Origin of the sequence: Kosakonia sp. (assembly GCF_032052965.1) — a bacterium.
Lineage (GTDB): Bacteria > Pseudomonadota > Gammaproteobacteria > Enterobacterales > Enterobacteriaceae > Kosakonia.
The window spans coordinates 167,225-184,823 of record NZ_DAMBVN010000009.1; the positions used below are offsets into that span (position 1 = coordinate 167,225).

Below are 17,599 nucleotides of genomic sequence, written 5' to 3' on the forward strand. Positions count from 1 at the left end.
ACCCCGCTTCAGCCCTTCTCATCCCGATTGATGCGCAGCGGGGAAATGCCAGCTTTTTGCAGATAACCGAATGAGGTAGTCGCCAGATCAACAACAACATGTCCTCGACCACTGACAAAAAACTTTTTTGAATAATTGCCTGGCAACCACCTTTCGATGAGGGCTGCGTACAGCGTTCACCCGATCCCTTATTTTTCCTGAGTCAGAAAGGCGGGGGCTTTCCTGTCAGGTCCTCTAAAGTCACGCTTCTGCCAGCGTTGCAAGGTGCCAGAAATGGACTCTGTCGTTCCGAAAGCGGCTTGCTGTTTGAGCGAAAGGTAGGGCAATCTGGGGAGCCTGAACTGATACAGGGAACTATGCCAGATGGATATGATGCTAAAATTCATGCTCTCTCAGTATGCTGAACTGCCCGTGCCCCAGGACATCCTCCATAGCTGGCTTGAAAAATGGATTTCTGAGCAGGAAAAATACTGTGTGGATAGTACCTTTTCATCACGGTTCCCGTGGAAAGAAACTGGCTTACCACAGGCGTATTTTCTACAGCGAAAACTCAATATTGATGGCCAGCAGTTTCTTACTGGTCCGCGTTACCGTGGGGGCGATATCAACAGCCCTTTCATTGATATCGTCGCTTCAGACTCCAGCATCAATTGTTCTGTACTTAAATCTGTCTGCCAGGAGTGGGCGCAGCTAAAGCCACAGTACATTCGTATTCTCACGCCCGGCCACGAAAAAGTTCACGGTATAACAGACCAACTCATCTATGCAGCCTGGCTGTCTGGTGCTGCAGAATATGAGGATGACACAGTAACCCTGAGACTGGCTGAATACGCCGATTTTGAATGGTGTCGACAGGCTCTGATAGATGCCTATCAGCATGCGTTGTTAGCTATCCCAGCCTTAAGAGGCAACCTGTGCTCTGTCGATGACGAAGAGCTCAGCGATCATATTTCAGAAGGCGATGCGCATATTGTTTACGAAGAGGGAATTCGTGTCGGACTGATAATTTGCGAAAAAGGAGACGTCGCTTTTTTACGTGGTTACCGAATTTCTGAAGAGGTTATCCTTCCTGCCTTTCGCGGACGCTCTCTGGCTTCCCGGGCTCAACGCCTGCTTTGTCACCCTCTTTACCACGCCAGTCGGGAACCCATCCTGGTGACAGGAACTATCCTGCCGGAAAATTTACCGTCAATAAAGACAGCTGAAAAAGCGGGAAGGGCATGTATTCTCAGATACGCGTTTTTACCTGCGATTTATTGTTGACTAACTTGCCTGCAAACTGATTGTGTTAACGTTCACGCGTGGTACAAAACTGCCGATACGAGCCGCTTTCCGACATTGTGCATCCCGTGCATGCATGCTACGCCGGTATCACGTACACTCGTTGCACTTCCTGAGGAGAGAGTCCTATGGCACTGACCCGATTGACGCAAAAAGAGATGACGGAGAGTGAGCAGCGGGAGCTGAAAACGCTGCTCGATCGCGCCCGCATCGCACATGGACGCCCGCTGAGTAATTCTGAAGCGAACCACGTAAAAAAAGAGTATATCGATAAGCTGATGGCGCAGCGCGAAGCGACTGCAAAGAAAGCCCGCCAGGTGAAAAAACAGCAGGCTTATAAACCGGATGAGAATGCCAGCTTCTCCTGGTCTGCTAACACGTCCACGCGCGGCAGGCGCTGATCAGCGCCCTTTCTTTTTCCGCCCAGGCTGGGTAAAGCGTTTCCCTGCGGGTTTGGCCCGGCTTTTCTCTTCAGGCCGGGCAGCTTTGGCAACGGGCTTCTTCGCCGCCGACTGCGGTTTCGCTTTGGCTTTCGGCTTCGCTTCGGACGATGAGTTCTCAATCAGTTTAAACAATGCAATCAGTTCATCATCGGTAAGGTCACGCCATTCTCCCGGCGGCAAGCCAGTCAGACTCACGTTCATAATGCGGGTACGCTCCAGCTTCGTGACCTCATAACCGAAGTGTTCGCACATGCGGCGGATTTGGCGGTTGAGCCCCTGAACCAGCGTAATACGGAAGCTAAACGGCGCTTCTTTTTTCACCTTACATTTTTTGGTTACCGTGCCGAGGATCGGCACGCCTGCCCCCATGCCACGAATAAATTCATCGGTCACGGGTTTATTAACCGTCACCAGGTACTCTTTTTCGTGGTCATTGCCGGCACGCAGGATTTTATTCACCAGGTCGCCGTGGTTGGTCAGGAAAATCAGCCCCTGTGAATCTTTGTCCAGGCGGCCAATCGGAAAAATACGGCTGCTGTGGTTCACAAAATCAACGATATTGTCTTTTTCGCCGTCTTCGGTGGTGCTCACAATGCCAACGGGTTTATTCAAGGCGATAAACACCAGATCTTCTTCGTTTCGCGGTTCGATAAGTTGACCATTGACCTTAACAACGTCACCGGCGACCACCTGATCGCCAATGCCGGCGCGCTTGCCGTTGATAAAGACATTTCCTTGTTCAATATAACGGTCAGCCTCGCGGCGTGAGCAAATCCCGCTTTCGCTAATGTACTTGTTTAAACGTGTTGATTGAGCTGGCAGCATAAATTCTCCTGTAAAAGCGGAATATAACTGTCTTCGGGAGGAGATAAAAACGGATTTTAACACCGCAAATTGTGATTTGTGCACTAACCCAATGAAAGTGGGCTTTTAGCGCCGTGCCCGCCGACACGGCAGTTTTTAGTAGTCGTCGCGTTCGTCATCTTCATCCGGCTGCTCCAGCACACTGTAGGCCACTGAGCAGAACAGCGAGTTCAGACGTTTCATATCACCCAACAGGCCAAGATGCAGCGAACTGGTTTCAATACTCTGCACGTTCTGTTGATGCAAGCGGTCCACATGCGCGTGAGCATAGCGGCGGTTCATAATACGAAAGCGATGTTTGCTGCGGCGCAGACGGCGCGCGCTGGTCACATCGCTGGAGAAAAACACCGACATGGCAAGTTTCAGGTTCCCGACCAGGCGTTCGTGCAGGGCATCCAGCTCTTGCAGCCCTTCAAGGGAGAACGCACGCCGCGCCGCCAGTGATTTATCGGCAATTTCACTGCCCATTCGTTCGACAATGTCCGATGCCTGCTCGAGATTCAGCGACATTTCGATGATCTCCGCCCAGCGTTTAGACTCCTCTTCAGCCAGCTCCTCTTTGGGCATCCGCGCCAGATAAAGTTTGATAGCCGTATAAAGCACGTTGATGTCATCGGCTTGTTTGCGGAGCTCTTTTTCCTGCCGCGGCTGGCCGTGCATGACTTTATGTAGCCCTTCAAGCATCAACTCCATCGCATCTCCCATACGCAGGGTTTCTCGCGCGGCGTTGGCCAGCGCCAGCGTTGGGGTATCCAGCGCGCTGCTGTCGAGATGCTTCGGTTTCAGGCGGGCATCCAGTTCCGGCTCTTCACGAATAATACGTTTACAGAACTGCGCCATCGGCCCGGCAAACGGTACCATCACCAGGCAACGGATCAGGTTGTAGAAAACGTGGAAATAGATAACCAGCTCGGCTTCCGGCAACGGCAGTTTGTGCATCGTTCGCGCCAGCACATGCACAAAAGGCAGAATCATCAGGCTGCCTACCAGTTTAAACAACAGACTGCCCAGTGCCACACGGCGGGCGGCGGCATTAGCGGCGCTGTTATTGATCATGGCCAGCAGCCCCGAACCGAGGTTCGCGCCAATCACCAGACATAACGCCACCGGGAAAGAGATAATGCCTGCCGTGGTGAGCGTGGCGGTCAGCAACACGGCCGCCAGGCTGGAGTAACTGACAATGGCAAACACCGCGCCGATTAGCGCATCGAGCATAATGTCGCCGGTCAGCGAAGCAAAAATTACCTGCACGCCATTAGCCTGCGTGATCGGCGTTACCGCCTGCACAATCAGCTCCAGCGCCAGCAGGATCAAGCCAAGCCCGATACTCACCCGCCCCAATTGCCCTTCACGGGTTTGTTTACGGCCAAGGAAGAAGATTACGCCAATAAATATCAGTAGCGGCGAGAGCCAGGAGAGATCAAAGGTGAGGATACGCGCCATCAGCGCGGTCCCGACATCTGCGCCCAGCACAATAACCAGCGCCGGGGTGAGCGCCACCAGATCCTGCGCTACAAACGATGTCACCAGCATTGTGGTCGCATTACTGCTCTGCACCAGCGCGGTGACGCCGATACCAGCACAGAAGGCGAGCGGTTTTTTCTCTACGCTACGGCTCAGGACAGTGCGCAGACGCGCGCCGAAAACACGCATCACGCCAGTACGGACAATATGCGTGCCCCATACCAGTAAGGACACTGCAGAGAGCAAATGAAGCAACGTCAGCACGGATTGAGGTTCTCCTTATCGTTATGCGTTGTGTTTTCCCCACCGGGGGAAGATCAACATTATGCGTTAAGTATAAGGTGTTAAAGCGCGGAAAAGCGCAGAGCACCGATCTGGCGCCCTGTGAGTTGTAAGGAAAAATGACAGTTTTGTGACAGCGGTAAGCTTTCGCTGTTAGTCCATCGCTGCAGGTGCTGTGCCTGGGCGATCCTGCCGTTTAGCCCAAACAATGGAAGCTATCTTTATCGCTTCCGAGAAGATAAACAGCAGAATCGCCAGCCATGTTGCCCGCGAACCGGTGAGATGCATAAACAGCGGAATAATGGTCAGCGAGCATTTTAACGACACGACCCTGGCTATTTCCTGAACAATAAAGAGGCTGTTGGGTATATCTTTTTTTACCAGTAACCACCAGCCGGAAAAAACCAAAGAAACGATCATCAGGATATTGATGAAAAACATCACCTGAATAATTCCGCCCATCAGGCCACCGACGCCCATTTGCGCATAATTCGAGTAGAAGCCGTGAATGTCGGAATAAAAGGGAACTTTCCCGCTTTGCAGTGAAAAAAATAAATAGCTGACCAGAGCCAGCGCATCCATAATACCCCAAAAAACAAAAATCTTATTTTTTAAATTCATAATCCTCGTCCCTTACGCCTGGGATCCATTGCCATGATTTACCCGATTGCGCCCAGGCATCATCACCCTCCAGATATTTCTGGTACACCACCCGCTTTTCCCCATAGCGGCGGATCACCGAACGAGTATAGAGGATTTCCCGCGTGTCCGGCGCGACGCTGTCCGGAATGGGCGTCCACAGCTGAACTTTATCCCGCGAGGTGTTCATATAGTCCTTGCCATCGGAGCCAAACACCCGCCCTTCATCCCCCATGCTGGTCGCACGGTTGAGCAGCATCATCGCCGCATTTTTAACACCATGATAATCATTTTCGCTTGTTTTCCAGTAGCCTGGACCATACTCCGCCGTCACGGGCACAAAACTGCTGCGAGTTGGTGCCGGGCGGCCATGTACGGCAACGCTGTCTTTAAAACCGTTCAGGATCGTTCTGATAAACACGGCGTTAAATGAAAGGCTTTGCACACAGAACAGATCCGCGTTTTCGGCAATAAAGAAGGGATAAGAGAACCGGCTGCGCGCGCTGACGTTGGGTCGCACCACCACCACCACGCCTTTATCCACCAGGCCATCGATATGCTTTTCTTTTTGATGCCCTAACGGATCATGCGGTAAACCATATTTAAAACCGTGATGCCGCTTAATGGTATAGCCATCAATACTGCCCAGAATATTATTCGGGCTATTTTCAATGAAATATTCCTTTTTGATAATATTCTTCGCAACATCCGGGGCCAGGATATTTTCATAATCCTTCGGCAATAGATTTCTTTTTCTTATATCATAAATATCCATTTCATAATACCTAAGTTAAATTTATGACAATTAAATGAAGCGCAAAAGAGTAAGCAACCTTGCCTTTTAGCCGAGCCACTATCATACGCATGAAGCGGAACAGGGGCCTAAGAGAATATATAAATTTAAGAATGTTCTTAGTTTAAATTTATATTATCTTTGCTTCACAATTGTTTCGCGAAAATGAAATGATGAAAAAAAGGGCATTCAAAAAATGCCCTTTGCTGATTAATCTGCGTCGTAACCGAGATTGGGTGCCAGCCAGCGCTCGACTTCGGCGACCGACATCCCTTTGCGTCGCGCATAGTCTTCAACCTGATCACGCTGAATTTGTGCGACGGCATAATACTTGCTGTCCGGGTGGCTGAAATACCAGCCGGAAACCGATGCGCCAGGCCACATAGCGAAAGATTCTGTCAGTTTCATTCCGGTGTGTTTTTCAACATCCAGCAATGCCCAGATTGTCCCTTTCTCAGTATGTTCCGGGCAGGCGGGGTAGCCCGGCGCCGGGCGAATGCCCTGGTAATTTTCGCGGATCAGTTCGTCATTGCTGAGATTTTCGTTCGGTGCATAGCCCCAGTAAACTTTGCGCACGCGCTCATGCAGGTACTCGGCAAAGGCTTCAGCCAGGCGGTCAGCCACTGCTTTGATCATGATTTTATTGTAATCATCATGCGCAGCATCGTACGCCTCTGCCAGTGCATCCTCTTCCAGCCCACCAGTTACCGCAAACGCGCCAATATAGTCCGCTTTGCCGCTCAGTTTCGGCGCGACAAAATCCGCGAGGCAATAGTTTGCGAAACCGACTTTCTCGGTTTGCTGGCGCAGATGGCAGGCAACACGTTGAATCTCTGTGCGGCTTTCATCGCGATAGATCTCAATGTCATCACCTACGCGGTTCGCCGGGAACAGCCCGACCACGCCGCGCGGATTCAGCAATTTTTCCGCGCTCAGCTTATCGAGCATTTCATTGGCATCAGCGAACAGACGCTTCGCCTCTTCGCCAACGACTTCATCCTCAAGAATGCGGGGATACTTCCCGGCCAGCGACCAGGTCATAAAAAACGGCGTCCAGTCAATATAGTTACGCAGCGTTTCGATGCTGGCCGTCACTTCCTGTACACCGAGACGATGCGCCACGGGCGGCGTATAACTTTCCCAGTCGAAAGCCAGATCATTTTCCCGCGCCGCCTGCAACGTTACGGGCGGCGTGCGTGGTTTTTTACGCGCATGCTGAATACGCACGGTTTCATACTCTTTGCGTGTACGGGCCACAAACTCATCATGTTGCGTATCTGAAAGCAGCGAAGCCACGACACCAACGGTACGTGACGCGTTCTGCACGTAGACCGTCGGCCCACTGTAATTCTGCTCGATTTTCACCGCCGTATGCGCTTTCGAGGTGGTTGCGCCGCCTATCAGCAGCGGAATAGTAAAGCCCTGGCGCTCCATCTCTTTCGCCACGTTGACCATCTCATCCAGCGAAGGGGTAATCAGCCCGGAAAGACCGATCAGATCGGCATTCACTTCGCGCGCGGTTTTTAAAATTTTATCGGCGGGCACCATCACACCAAGGTCGATGATCTCGTAGTTGTTACACTGCAGCACCACGCCAACAATATTCTTACCAATGTCGTGAACATCGCCTTTCACCGTGGCGATCACCATTTTTCCGTTGCTGCTGCCCTTCTCTTTGCTGGCCTCGATATAAGGTTCAAGGTACGCGACCGCCTGCTTCATTACGCGGGCGGACTTGACCACCTGCGGCAGAAACATTTTGCCCTCGCCGAACAGATCGCCAACCACGTTCATACCGTCCATCAACGGCCCTTCTATCACTTCAATAGGACGCGTGGCCATCTGGCGGGCTTCTTCCGTATCCAGCTCGATAAATTCGGTAATGCCTTTCACCAACGAGTATTCGAGACGTTTTTTTACATCCCAACTGCGCCACTCCGCTTGCTGGGCATTTGCGCCATCGTCGGCAGCTTTGCTACCGCGGTATTTTTCCGCCAGTTCAAGCATCCGTTCGGTCGCGTCATCGCGGCGATTAAGGATCACATCCTCAACACCATCGCGCAGCTCGGCAGGCAAATCATCATAAATGGCCAGCTGACCAGCGTTAACAATCCCCATGTCCATACCGTTGCGGATGGCGTAATAGAGGAACACGGCATGGATGGCTTCACGTACCGGGTCATTGCCACGAAATGAGAATGACACGTTGGAGACGCCGCCGGAAATCAGCGCATGCGGCAGCTCGCGTTTAATGTCTTCACACGCGCCGATAAAGTCCTGCGCATAGTTGTTGTGCTCTTCAATACCGGTCGCTACGGCGAAGATATTCGGATCGAAGATAATGTCTTCCGGCGGGAACCCCACCTCTTCGGTGAGGATCTTATAGGCCCGGCGGCAAATTTCGATTTTGCGCGCGCGGGTATCCGCCTGGCCAACTTCGTCGAACGCCATCACCACCACGGCGGCGCCATAGCGGCGCACTTTTTTCGCGTGCTCGATAAAAGGTTCAATTCCCTCTTTCATCGAGATGGAGTTAACGATGCCTTTGCCCTGGATGCATTTCAGCCCTTTTTCGATCACCTCCCATTTGGAAGAGTCGATCATTATCGGCACACGGGCGATATCCGGCTCACCGGCAATCAGATTGAGGAAACGCACCATTGCCGCTTCGGCATCCAGCATCCCCTCATCCATGTTGATGTCGATAATTTGCGCGCCGCTCTCCACCTGCTGGCGGGCTACATCCAACGCTTCGCTGTATTTTTCTTCTTTAATCAGGCGCTTGAATTTAGCAGAACCGGTGACGTTGGTACGTTCGCCGACGTTTACAAACAGGCTGTCGTCGCCAATATTCAGTGGCTCAAGGCCCGACAAACGGCAGGCGACGGGAATGTCCGGTAACTGACGCGGCGGTAAATCTGCAACGGCGCGGCTCATGGCGGCGATATGCTCTGGCGTGGTGCCACAGCAGCCGCCAACGATATTCAGGAAGCCGGCTTCTGCCCATTCGCGGATTTGCGCGGCCATGGTGTCGGCATCCAGATCGTACTCGCCAAAGGCATTGGGCAGGCCAGCATTCGGGTGCGCAGTGACGTAGCATTCCGCGATGCGCGACAGTTCCTGCACATACTGACGCAGCTCATCCGGCCCTAATGCACAGTTCAGACCGAATGTCAGCGCATCGGCATGCCGAAGTGAGTTATAAAACGCTTCGGTGGTCTGCCCGGAAAGCGTACGTCCGGAGGCATCGGTAATGGTGCCGGAGATCATGATCGGCAAATCCACCCCTAACGCTTCAAATTCTTCTTTAACCGCGAAGATTGCGGCTTTGGCGTTGAGCGTATCAAATACGGTTTCGATCAGGATCAGATCTGAGCCCCCTTCCACCAGCGCTTTGGTGGACTCCCGGTAGGCTGTGACCAGTTGATCAAAGGTGATATTACGAAATGCCGGATCGTTCACATCCGGCGAGATCGAGGCGGTGCGGTTGGTCGGGCCAAGCACCCCGGCAACATAACGCGGTTTATCCGGCGTTTGCGCAGTCCACTTGTCGGCACTATCGCGTGCCAGTTTCGCCGCGGCAAAGTTGATTTCCGCCGACAGGGATTCCATCTGGTAATCCGCCATGGCGATGGTCGTCGAGTTGAAGGTATTGGTTTCGATGATGTCTGCGCCCGCGGCAAAATAGGCGTCGTGGATCGCGCTGATCACCTCTGGCTTGCTAAGTACCAGTAAGTCGTTGTTACCTTTCAGATCGCAGGGCCAGTCGGCGAAACGCTCGCCGCGAAAATCCTGCTCGCTCAGACGGTAGCCCTGGATCATGGTGCCCATGCCCCCATCCAGAACCAGAATGCGTTCACTTAACTGCTGCTTCAGTTGCTCAACTTTGCTGCTCACACGTGCTCCCGACAACGCTCAATCAGGCCAAAAGGCCAGCAGAACATACTGGCATAAAGTAAGAGAACGGAAAAGCGACAGCGGGGTAACATGAGAGATGTTCAGCATCACTCATCCGATCAGTCTGCCGGGGAGTTGCGTTATACTCACTTAAAACGAAAATAATTTCCACGATACAGAAAAGGAGCCCGCCATGGCCACTTCCGTTCCCGCTAAACGAGGCAGAAAAGCTACAGCCCCGGCCGCTCCGGCGGGTGGGCAAGTCCAGTCATTGACCCGCGGTCTGAAACTGCTGGAATGGATTGCTGAGTCTCATGGCAGCGTCGCCCTTACCGAGCTGGCGCAACAGGCCGGTTTACCAAACTCCACCACCCATCGTTTACTCACCACCATGCAACAGCTGGGCTTTGTTCGCCAGGTCGGCGAGCTGGGCCACTGGTCGGTAGGCGCGCATGCATTTATTGTTGGCAGCAGTTTTTTGCAGAGCCGCAACCTGATGGCAATCGTGCATCCGATCCTGCGCAACTTAATGGAAGCGTCTGGCGAAACCGTGAATCTTGCGGTGCTGGATAAGAGCGATCATCAGGCAATTATTATCGATCAGGTGCAATGTACCCAGTTGATGCGAATGTCCGCGCCGATTGGCGGCAAACTGCCGATGCATGCTTCCGGCGCAGGCAAAGCGTTTTTGTCGCGTCTGAGCGATGAGCAAGTTGGCAGCTTGCTGCACCGCCAGGGGCTGCATGCGTACACCCATGCCACGCTGGTATCGCCGGTGCACCTGAAAGAGGATCTCGCCCAGACGCGTAAACGCGGCTACTCCTTTGACGATGAAGAGCACGCGCTGGGGTTACGCTGCGTTGCAGCGTGTATTTTTGACGAACATGGCGAACCCTTTGCTGCGATCTCCATCTCCGGGCCTATCTCACGCATCACGGACGACCGCGTGACAGAACTGGGCGCAATGGTGATCCGTGGCGCTAAAGAAGTGACGCTGGCTTACGGTGGAATGCGTTAACATCCAAATGGTTACAGCGTGTTTACTCACCTTACGCCATCAGAAACGTTTACGCTCGGTTCCTCGGCAGTATGTGCCTATCTGCCGTTAACGCGATCGTGGCGTAAAGACTTTGGCACCATGCGTGAAGGGCGCATGATCGACAGGATTGATTCGCTCTGTTTTGTCGCGCCGGTGTTCTTTCATGTCGAGCGTAACGGCTTTACCTGCTTATCCAGCCTGGCGCAGGGCTCCTGCGCCGAAGCGCACGCTAAAACGCTGACGCCGACGATAGGCGTAAACATCTTCCACATGCCCGCTGCGAATACGCGCCTGCAGTCCGCGCCAGTAGTCGGCACACAATAAATCGGCGTGCATCTCCTCGAACAGCGGGCCAATCTCCGGGTCGGCGCACAACCAGTGGCGAAACTCTTCCGGGAAAACATCCCCCGGCGCCACGCTGTACCAGGGTTCGGCGCTCAGTTCATCTTCCGGGTAACGCGGCGCGGGAATATCACGGAAATTCACTTCCGTCATATAACAAATTTCATCGTAGTCGTAGAACACTACCCGTCCGTGGCGAGTGACGCCGAAGTTTTTAAACAACATGTCGCCGGGGAAAATGTTTGCCGCCGCCAGCTGGCGAATCGCGTTACCGTACTCTTCGACGGCATCACGCAACTGCTGGCCTTTGACCTGCTCAAACCACAGATTCAGCGGCACCATCCGGCGTTCAATATAGAGATGGCTGATGGCGATACGGTCACCGAGATCGGTGATTTTGCCCGGTGCTTGCTCCAGTAATAGCGCCATTAATGCCGGAGAGATTTTGTGCTTCTCAAGAACAAAGTTTTCAAACTCTTGCGTGTCCGCCATGCGGCCAACACGGTCGTGCTCTTTTACCAGTTGATAACAGGCGCGAACGTGCGCGGCGCTCATCTCTTTTTGCGGCGGAAAAACATCTTTGATCACTTTAAAAACCCGGTCGAAGCCCGGCAACGTGAAGACCAGCATCACCATACCGCGGATGCCCGGCGCTTCAATAAATTGCTCCTGACTGGCATTGATGTAGTTCAGATATTCACGGTAGCTTTCAGTTTTGCCATGTTTCTGGCAGCCAATCGCCATATACAGCTCGGCGGTGGTTTTGCCGGGCAGGATCTCGCGCAACCACTCCACCGTCGCGGCAGGCAGCGGCGCATAGACCATAAAGTACGAGCGGGCAAAACCAAACACGATACTGGCTTCTGCAAAGGTGGTCAGGCAGGTATCAACGAACAGTTCGCCTTCATCGCTGCGGTGGACAGGCAACAGGAAAGGTAGCGTTGCTGTCGGGGTGATCAATTTCCCGACCAGCCAGGCAGCTTTGTTGCGGTAAAACAGTTCGTTTGCCACCTGCAGATGAGACTGCGCCAGCGTTTCATGACCGAAGACCTCGCTCAGATGGGCGATAATATAGCCAACATCACGCGCCTTATCCTGCCAGCTCAGACGCAGCGGTAAGTCAGAAAGCACTTTTGTCAGCAGCGACTCCCAGCCGCGATCCGGCCAGAAGGCTTTTGCCAACGGGCGCGGAATGGTGCGAAACCGCCGCTCCGGCTGTGAACTAAAGATAAACAGACGCTCAGGGGTGAGAGAGCGGTGATCGAACAGACGGCAATAGACGGAATTGAAGAAGCTTTCGGCAATTTCAAAACGCGGATAATCTGGCAGCAGTTGTGTGTAGTGCTCTTTTACCCGCAGCAGGAAAGCGGCATCCGGGCTTTGGCTGTCGGTAATGCAGCGCAATTGTTCCACCACCAAACCGACGTGATGGTCATAGAGATGAATACGTTGTTTCATCGCCTGCTGAACGGCGTGCCAGTCGGCCTGTTCGAAGCGCTGTTGCGCGCCAGACGTCACTTCCAGAAATCGCCCGTACTGAGCGTCAAAGCCCTGCAGGATGGTTTGTGCAATCAGCAGTTCCAGGCCACGCGACATTCTCACCCCCACCGTTCAGGCCACATAAGCGCAGCGCCATCCGTCCGGCATGGCGCTGCTACCAGACGCGTTTATTCAGAACTGCGCTTCTTCGGTCGAGCCGGTCAGTGCGGTCACGGAAGAGGCGCCACCCTGGATAATGGTGGTGACCTTATCGAAATAACCGGTGCCCACTTCCTGCTGGTGAGAAACAAAGGTGTAGCCCTCTTTGCCGGCGGCAAACTCTGGCTGCTGGACCTTCTCAACGTAGTGCCTCATTCCTTCACCCTGCGCATAGGCGTGGGCCAGATCAAACATGTTGAACCACATGCTGTGAATGCCCGCCAGGGTAATAAACTGGAACTTATAGCCCATGTCTGACAGCGCCTGCTGGAAGCGCGCAATGGTGCTGTCGTCGAGGTTTTTCTTCCAGTTAAAGGATGGCGAGCAGTTGTAGGCCAACAGTTTGCCGGGGAATTTTGCATGGATAGCATCCGCAAAGCGGCGTGCCAGCTCAAGGTCCGGGGTGGAGGTTTCGCACCATACCAAATCCGCGTACGGCGCATAGGCCAGACCGCGACTGATAGCCTGTTCAATCCCGGCATGCGTGCGGTAAAAACCTTCGCTGGTGCGTTCGCCGGTAATAAAGGCGCTGTCATACGGGTCGCAATCGGAAGTGACCAGGTCGGCAGCATCTGCATCGGTACGGGCAACCACCAGTGTTGGAACGCCAAGGACGTCTGCTGCCAGACGTGCGGCAACCAGTTTCTGCACCGCTTCCTGAGTGGGTACCAGCACTTTGCCGCCCATATGGCCGCATTTCTTCACTGATGCGAGCTGATCTTCGAAGTGAACCGCCGCTGCGCCGGCTTCTATCATCGATTTCATCAGTTCAAATGCATTGAGCACGCCGCCAAACCCGGCTTCGGCATCGGCAACAATCGGCAGGAAATAGTCGACAAAACGCGGATCACCCGGTTCGATACCGGCAGACCACTGGATCTGATCCGCGCGGCGAAAGGTGTTGTTGATGCGTTCTACCACTGAGGGAACTGAGTTCGCCGGATACAACGACTGGTCCGGATACATGCTGGAAGCCAGGTTGGCATCTGCTGCAACCTGCCACCCGGAAAGATAGATGGCTTCAATCCCTGCTTTAGCCTGCTGTAACGCCTGGCCACCCGTCAGCGCGCCGAGGCTGTTAACGTAACCTTTCTTAGATTCGCCATGCAGCAGCCGCCACATTTTGGCCGCGCCGAGCTGCGCGAGTGTACATTCGGGATTAACCGAACCGCGTAATTTCACCACATCCTCCGCGCTGTATGGGCGGCGGATGCCTTCCCAGCGCGGTTGTGTCCATTGTTGTTGTAATTCTTCGATTTGTTGGGTACGGGTTTTCATATGCAGATGCTCCATTTTTTCACTCCTGGCGGCCCAGGCGTTATTGGTGAAAGCAGTTTGGTTCCTGCCAGCGCACAAGAGCCGGAGCGTACAAGGTGTACGTGAGGATTTTGCGCGTTGTCAGGGGCCAAAATGGCTAACAAAATAGCCTGATAATTACGCCAGCAGGCGATAACCAGGTAGCGTCAGGAAGTCGATCAACTCATCAGAGGTGGTGATCTGCTCCATCAACCGGGCGGCATCCGTAAAACGGCCACTGCTGAAACGGTGTTCACCCAGCTCTTCCTGAATAACGAGCATCTCTTCAGCCAGCATCTGGCGGAACAATGCTTTGGTCACAGGTTTGCCGTTACTCAGCGTTTTTTCGTGATGGATCCACTGCCAGATGGATGTGCGGGAAATTTCCGCCGTGGCGGCATCCTCCATCAGGCCATAAATCGGTACGCACCCGTTACCTGAAATCCATGCTTCGATGTACTGCACTGCTACGCGAATATTGGCGCGCATGCCTTCTTCTGTGCGCTCGCCTTCGCAAGGAGCCAGCAATTGCTCCGCGGTGATGGGTGCGTCTTCCTCACGGCTGACCGATAACTGGTTTTGCCTGTCGCCCAGCGCCGCGTTAAACACGCCCATCACCGTGTCGCCAAGTCCCGGATGGGCGATCCATGTTCCGTCGTGGCCGTTTTTGGCTTCAAGCTCTTTGTCGGCCCTGACTTTGTTCAATACCCAGTTATTGCGTTCGGCATCTTTGCTGGGAATAAAGGCCGCCATGCCGCCCATCGCGAATGCGCCGCGGCGATGACAGGTTTTGATCAGCAAACGGGAATATGCGCTCAGGAACGGTTTGTCCATCGTCACGACCTGACGATCGGGCAACACGCGATCCGGGTAGTTTTTCAATGTTTTGATATAGCTGAAAATATAATCCCAGCGTCCACAGTTAAGCCCGACGATGTGGTCACGCAACGCGTGCAGGATCTCATCCATCTGGAATACAGCGGGCAGAGTTTCAATCAACAATGTGGCTTTGATGGTGCCGCGCGGCAGATTAAAACGATCCTCAGTAAAGCTGAAAACCTCGCTCCACCACGCCGCTTCCTGCCATGACTGAGTTTTCGGCAGGTAGAAATAAGGCCCGCTTCCTTTCGCCAGCAAACTCTTGTGATTGTGGAAAAAATAGAGGGAAAAATCGAACAGGCTGCCCGGGATCGCTTCGTCACGCCAGGTCACGTGTTTTTCCGGCAGGTGCAAACCACGCACGCGGCAGACCAGCACGGCCGGATTGGGTTTCAGCTGATAGATTTTTCCCGCTTCATTGGTATAGCTAATAGTGCCGTTGACCGCATCACGCAGATTGATCTGCCCATCGATCACTTTGTCCCAGTTGGGCGCCAGCGAGTCTTCGAAATCCGCCATAAACACTTTTACGTTTGCGTTAAGGGCGTTGATTACCATTTTGCGCTCAACCGGCCCGGTGATCTCGACACGACGATCCCGTAAGTCGTCCGGGATGCCGCGAATTGTCCACTCACTCTCTCTAATGGAAGCCGTTTCCGAAATAAAAGCAGGCAACGTACCGGCGTCAATTTGCTGCTGCTGTCGCACACGAGCGGCTAACAGTTGATTGCGTTTCGGCGTAAAGCGTGTGACCAGCTCGCTGAGAAATTCTACTGCTGCCGGGGTGAGGATCTGTTTTTCCTGCTCGCCGTGCGGCTGCGTAAAGGCCAGTTCGTCGGTTGTTGTTGCCTGTGGTGTCATGGTGCGGCTCCTCATTTTTGCATCGAAGACATTTCCCAATGAGAACGAAGATCGTGCGTACAGTTTTCGTTCAGCAAGAACAATCCTGGCTAAATCTTTTTCCAAAATCAAAAACAATTTCCATTTTTAATCTAAAATACAATTAACTTATTGATAACAATCAGATTATAGTTTTATTGTGCTATGAAGTGGTTTTCGGAAATAAAAAAGGCGCCCGAAGGCGCCTGGAATGGGAGGCTGAAACGCTTAATCCAGCGTCGGATTCATATGACGCAGATCGAATGGCGTGATCTGGTAGACGTAGTAGTTTAGCCAGTTGATAAACAGTAAATTGCCGTGGCTGCGCCATGAGGCGCGCGGTTTATTCTGCGGATCGTTCTGCGGGAAATAGTTGTGTGGCAGCTCCGGACTGAGCCCTGCTTCCGCGTCGCGAAAATATTCATTCGCCAGCGTATTGGCATCGTATTCCGGATGCCCGGTCACAAAGGCGATACGTTTATCTTTGCTGGCAAACAGGTAAGCATCCCCGTCCTCGGTTTGCGCCAGGATCTCGAGATCGGTGTAATCACGAATCAATGCTGCCGGAAAATCCGCGTAGCGCGAGTGCGGTGCAAGAAAAACGTCGTCAAAGCCGCGGGTTAGCAAAGCATGGGGCTGGAGAATATGGTGTTCGTAGACGCCGGAGAGCTTTTCGTTGCGGGTTTGTTTCGGAATTCCGTAGAGGATATTCAGTGCGGCTTGTACCGCCCAACAGACGAACAGCGTTGAGGTGACATGATCTTTTGCCCATTCCAGCACCTGCTCGATCTGCGGCCAGTAGGCGACGTCGTTAAACTCAACCAGCCCCAGCGGGGCACCGGTGACAATCAGACCATCGTAGTTGTCGTGGCAGATTTCATCGAAATTGCAGTAAAAGGTGTTCAGGTGCTCCGCAGGCGTGTTGCGTGACTCGCGGGAATCAATACGTAATAAACGCACATCTACCTGCAAAGGTGAGTTAGACAGCAGGCGCAGGAATTGATTTTCCGTTTCGATTTTCTTCGGCATCAGGTTGAGGATAAGCACCTTCAGCGGACGGATTTCCTGCACTGTTGCGCGCGAGGTCGTCATGACAAAGACGTTCTCATCGCGTAAGAAGTTGACGGCTGGCAGCTCGTCCTGCACCCGAATCGGCATAACTTATACCCTCACAGCATACGTTTAAACGTTTAGACATCCAGATAGCCGAAGATACCCAGGAATGATCAAAATGTCGAGTCCGCAGGAGAAAGGTGAGAAAGTTTCACGTCCCGCCACGCTGGCTTTGCAAATAATGTTGCCGTTATCGCCTGGCTTTTTTAGCCTGACTCAGGGCCGCCAGTACCTGCTGATCGCTGAGGGGAGTCGGGCTGTCAATGACCTGCGGGTAGCGGCATCTGCCATGCGCTGCACCAAATGTCATTTCAAGGATAGCGCGCTCTTCAACGGCTGACAGCCCGCCTTCGTTCATTTCTAACGCGTGTGAGATGATTTCGAGGCGCCCCACGCCAGGAAGCACGCTCTGCCAGAAAGAACGGGGAGCCAGTTGTTGAATGAGATCGTGCAATACTTTTTCAGCGAGGAAGAAGTCGGCAATCAGGATCCGCTGATTACTGAACGTTTGCAGGCCGGAAACTTGTTGATGGGTATTAAGATTGCGAACAACCATGCGGTTTTTATAGATTTGGGCATACAGAACAGCCATAGCTACTTCCTTTAGCAGTTTTTAGCGTAAGTGCAGGCTAAACAATAGCAAAAAGGCCCGGTCTTGCGACCGGGCCTTCTGCTTTGTCTGATGCCTGG

The 17,599-nt window shown here is 53.2% G+C and carries 13 protein-coding genes; 3 read left to right on the forward strand and 10 right to left on the reverse strand.

The window, feature by feature from the left end:
* The first annotated feature begins 363 nt into the window (after window positions 1-363).
* Both RTX30_RS13300 and RTX30_RS13305 read left to right on the forward strand, forming a co-directional pair.
* Entirely contained in the window at window positions 364-1,263 is a 900-nt protein-coding gene (locus RTX30_RS13300; protein WP_312690480.1) for a hypothetical protein, read from the forward strand.
* A 146-nt stretch (window positions 1,264-1,409) separates the two neighbouring features.
* A complete protein-coding gene (locus tag RTX30_RS13305; RefSeq protein ID WP_312690482.1) occupies window positions 1,410-1,682 on the forward strand; it encodes a DUF3811 domain-containing protein in 273 nt (90 codons plus the stop codon).
* On the opposite strand, the gene rluF is transcribed toward RTX30_RS13305, so the two are convergent.
* The 5 genes from rluF to metH form a co-directional block, all read right to left on the reverse strand.
* Window positions 1,683-2,549, reverse strand: coding sequence for a 23S rRNA pseudouridine(2604) synthase RluF (gene rluF, locus RTX30_RS13310; RefSeq protein ID WP_312690483.1), 867 nt, complete (start codon window positions 2,547-2,549; stop codon window positions 1,683-1,685).
* Between the two features lie 135 nt (window positions 2,550-2,684).
* Window positions 2,685-4,316, reverse strand: a complete 1,632-nt coding sequence (locus tag RTX30_RS13315) for a Na/Pi cotransporter family protein (protein WP_312690485.1) — start codon at window positions 4,314-4,316, stop codon at window positions 2,685-2,687.
* Window positions 4,317-4,487: 171 nt separating this feature from the next.
* Window positions 4,488-4,955: a hypothetical protein gene (locus RTX30_RS13320; RefSeq protein ID WP_312690487.1), complete on the reverse strand. Its 468-nt coding sequence runs from the start codon at window positions 4,953-4,955 to the stop codon at window positions 4,488-4,490.
* Window positions 4,939-5,715, reverse strand: coding sequence for a hypothetical protein (locus RTX30_RS13325; protein ID WP_312690489.1), 777 nt, complete (start codon window positions 5,713-5,715; stop codon window positions 4,939-4,941). The genes RTX30_RS13320 and RTX30_RS13325 overlap by 17 nt, the downstream gene beginning before the upstream one ends.
* 261 nt (window positions 5,716-5,976) lie before the next feature.
* On the reverse strand, window positions 5,977-9,663 hold the full coding sequence (gene metH / locus RTX30_RS13330) for a methionine synthase (protein WP_312690491.1): 3,687 nt from the start codon (window positions 9,661-9,663) through the stop codon (window positions 5,977-5,979).
* A 193-nt stretch (window positions 9,664-9,856) separates the two neighbouring features.
* Between metH and iclR the strand changes: the two genes are divergently transcribed.
* A complete protein-coding gene (gene iclR, locus RTX30_RS13335; protein ID WP_086873880.1) occupies window positions 9,857-10,681 on the forward strand; it encodes a glyoxylate bypass operon transcriptional repressor IclR in 825 nt (274 codons plus the stop codon).
* A 210-nt stretch (window positions 10,682-10,891) separates the two neighbouring features.
* On the opposite strand, the gene aceK is transcribed toward iclR, so the two are convergent.
* From aceK to RTX30_RS13360, 5 genes are all read right to left on the reverse strand, one after another.
* Window positions 10,892-12,640, reverse strand: coding sequence for a bifunctional isocitrate dehydrogenase kinase/phosphatase (gene aceK / locus RTX30_RS13340; protein ID WP_312690494.1), 1,749 nt, complete (start codon window positions 12,638-12,640; stop codon window positions 10,892-10,894).
* Between the two features lie 75 nt (window positions 12,641-12,715).
* On the reverse strand, window positions 12,716-14,020 hold the full coding sequence (aceA, locus tag RTX30_RS13345; RefSeq protein WP_312690522.1) for an isocitrate lyase: 1,305 nt from the start codon (window positions 14,018-14,020) through the stop codon (window positions 12,716-12,718).
* 156 nt (window positions 14,021-14,176) lie between these two features.
* Entirely contained in the window at window positions 14,177-15,778 is a 1,602-nt protein-coding gene (aceB, locus tag RTX30_RS13350; protein WP_312690496.1) for a malate synthase A, read from the reverse strand.
* A gap of 246 nt (window positions 15,779-16,024) precedes the next feature.
* Window positions 16,025-16,954: a homoserine O-succinyltransferase gene (gene metA, locus RTX30_RS13355; protein ID WP_312690498.1), complete on the reverse strand. Its 930-nt coding sequence runs from the start codon at window positions 16,952-16,954 to the stop codon at window positions 16,025-16,027.
* A gap of 145 nt (window positions 16,955-17,099) precedes the next feature.
* Window positions 17,100-17,501 (reverse strand): YjaA family stress response protein, encoded by a 402-nt coding sequence (locus RTX30_RS13360; RefSeq protein ID WP_312690500.1) that lies wholly within the window; start codon window positions 17,499-17,501, stop codon window positions 17,100-17,102.
* Between the last annotated feature and the right edge of the window lie 98 nt (window positions 17,502-17,599).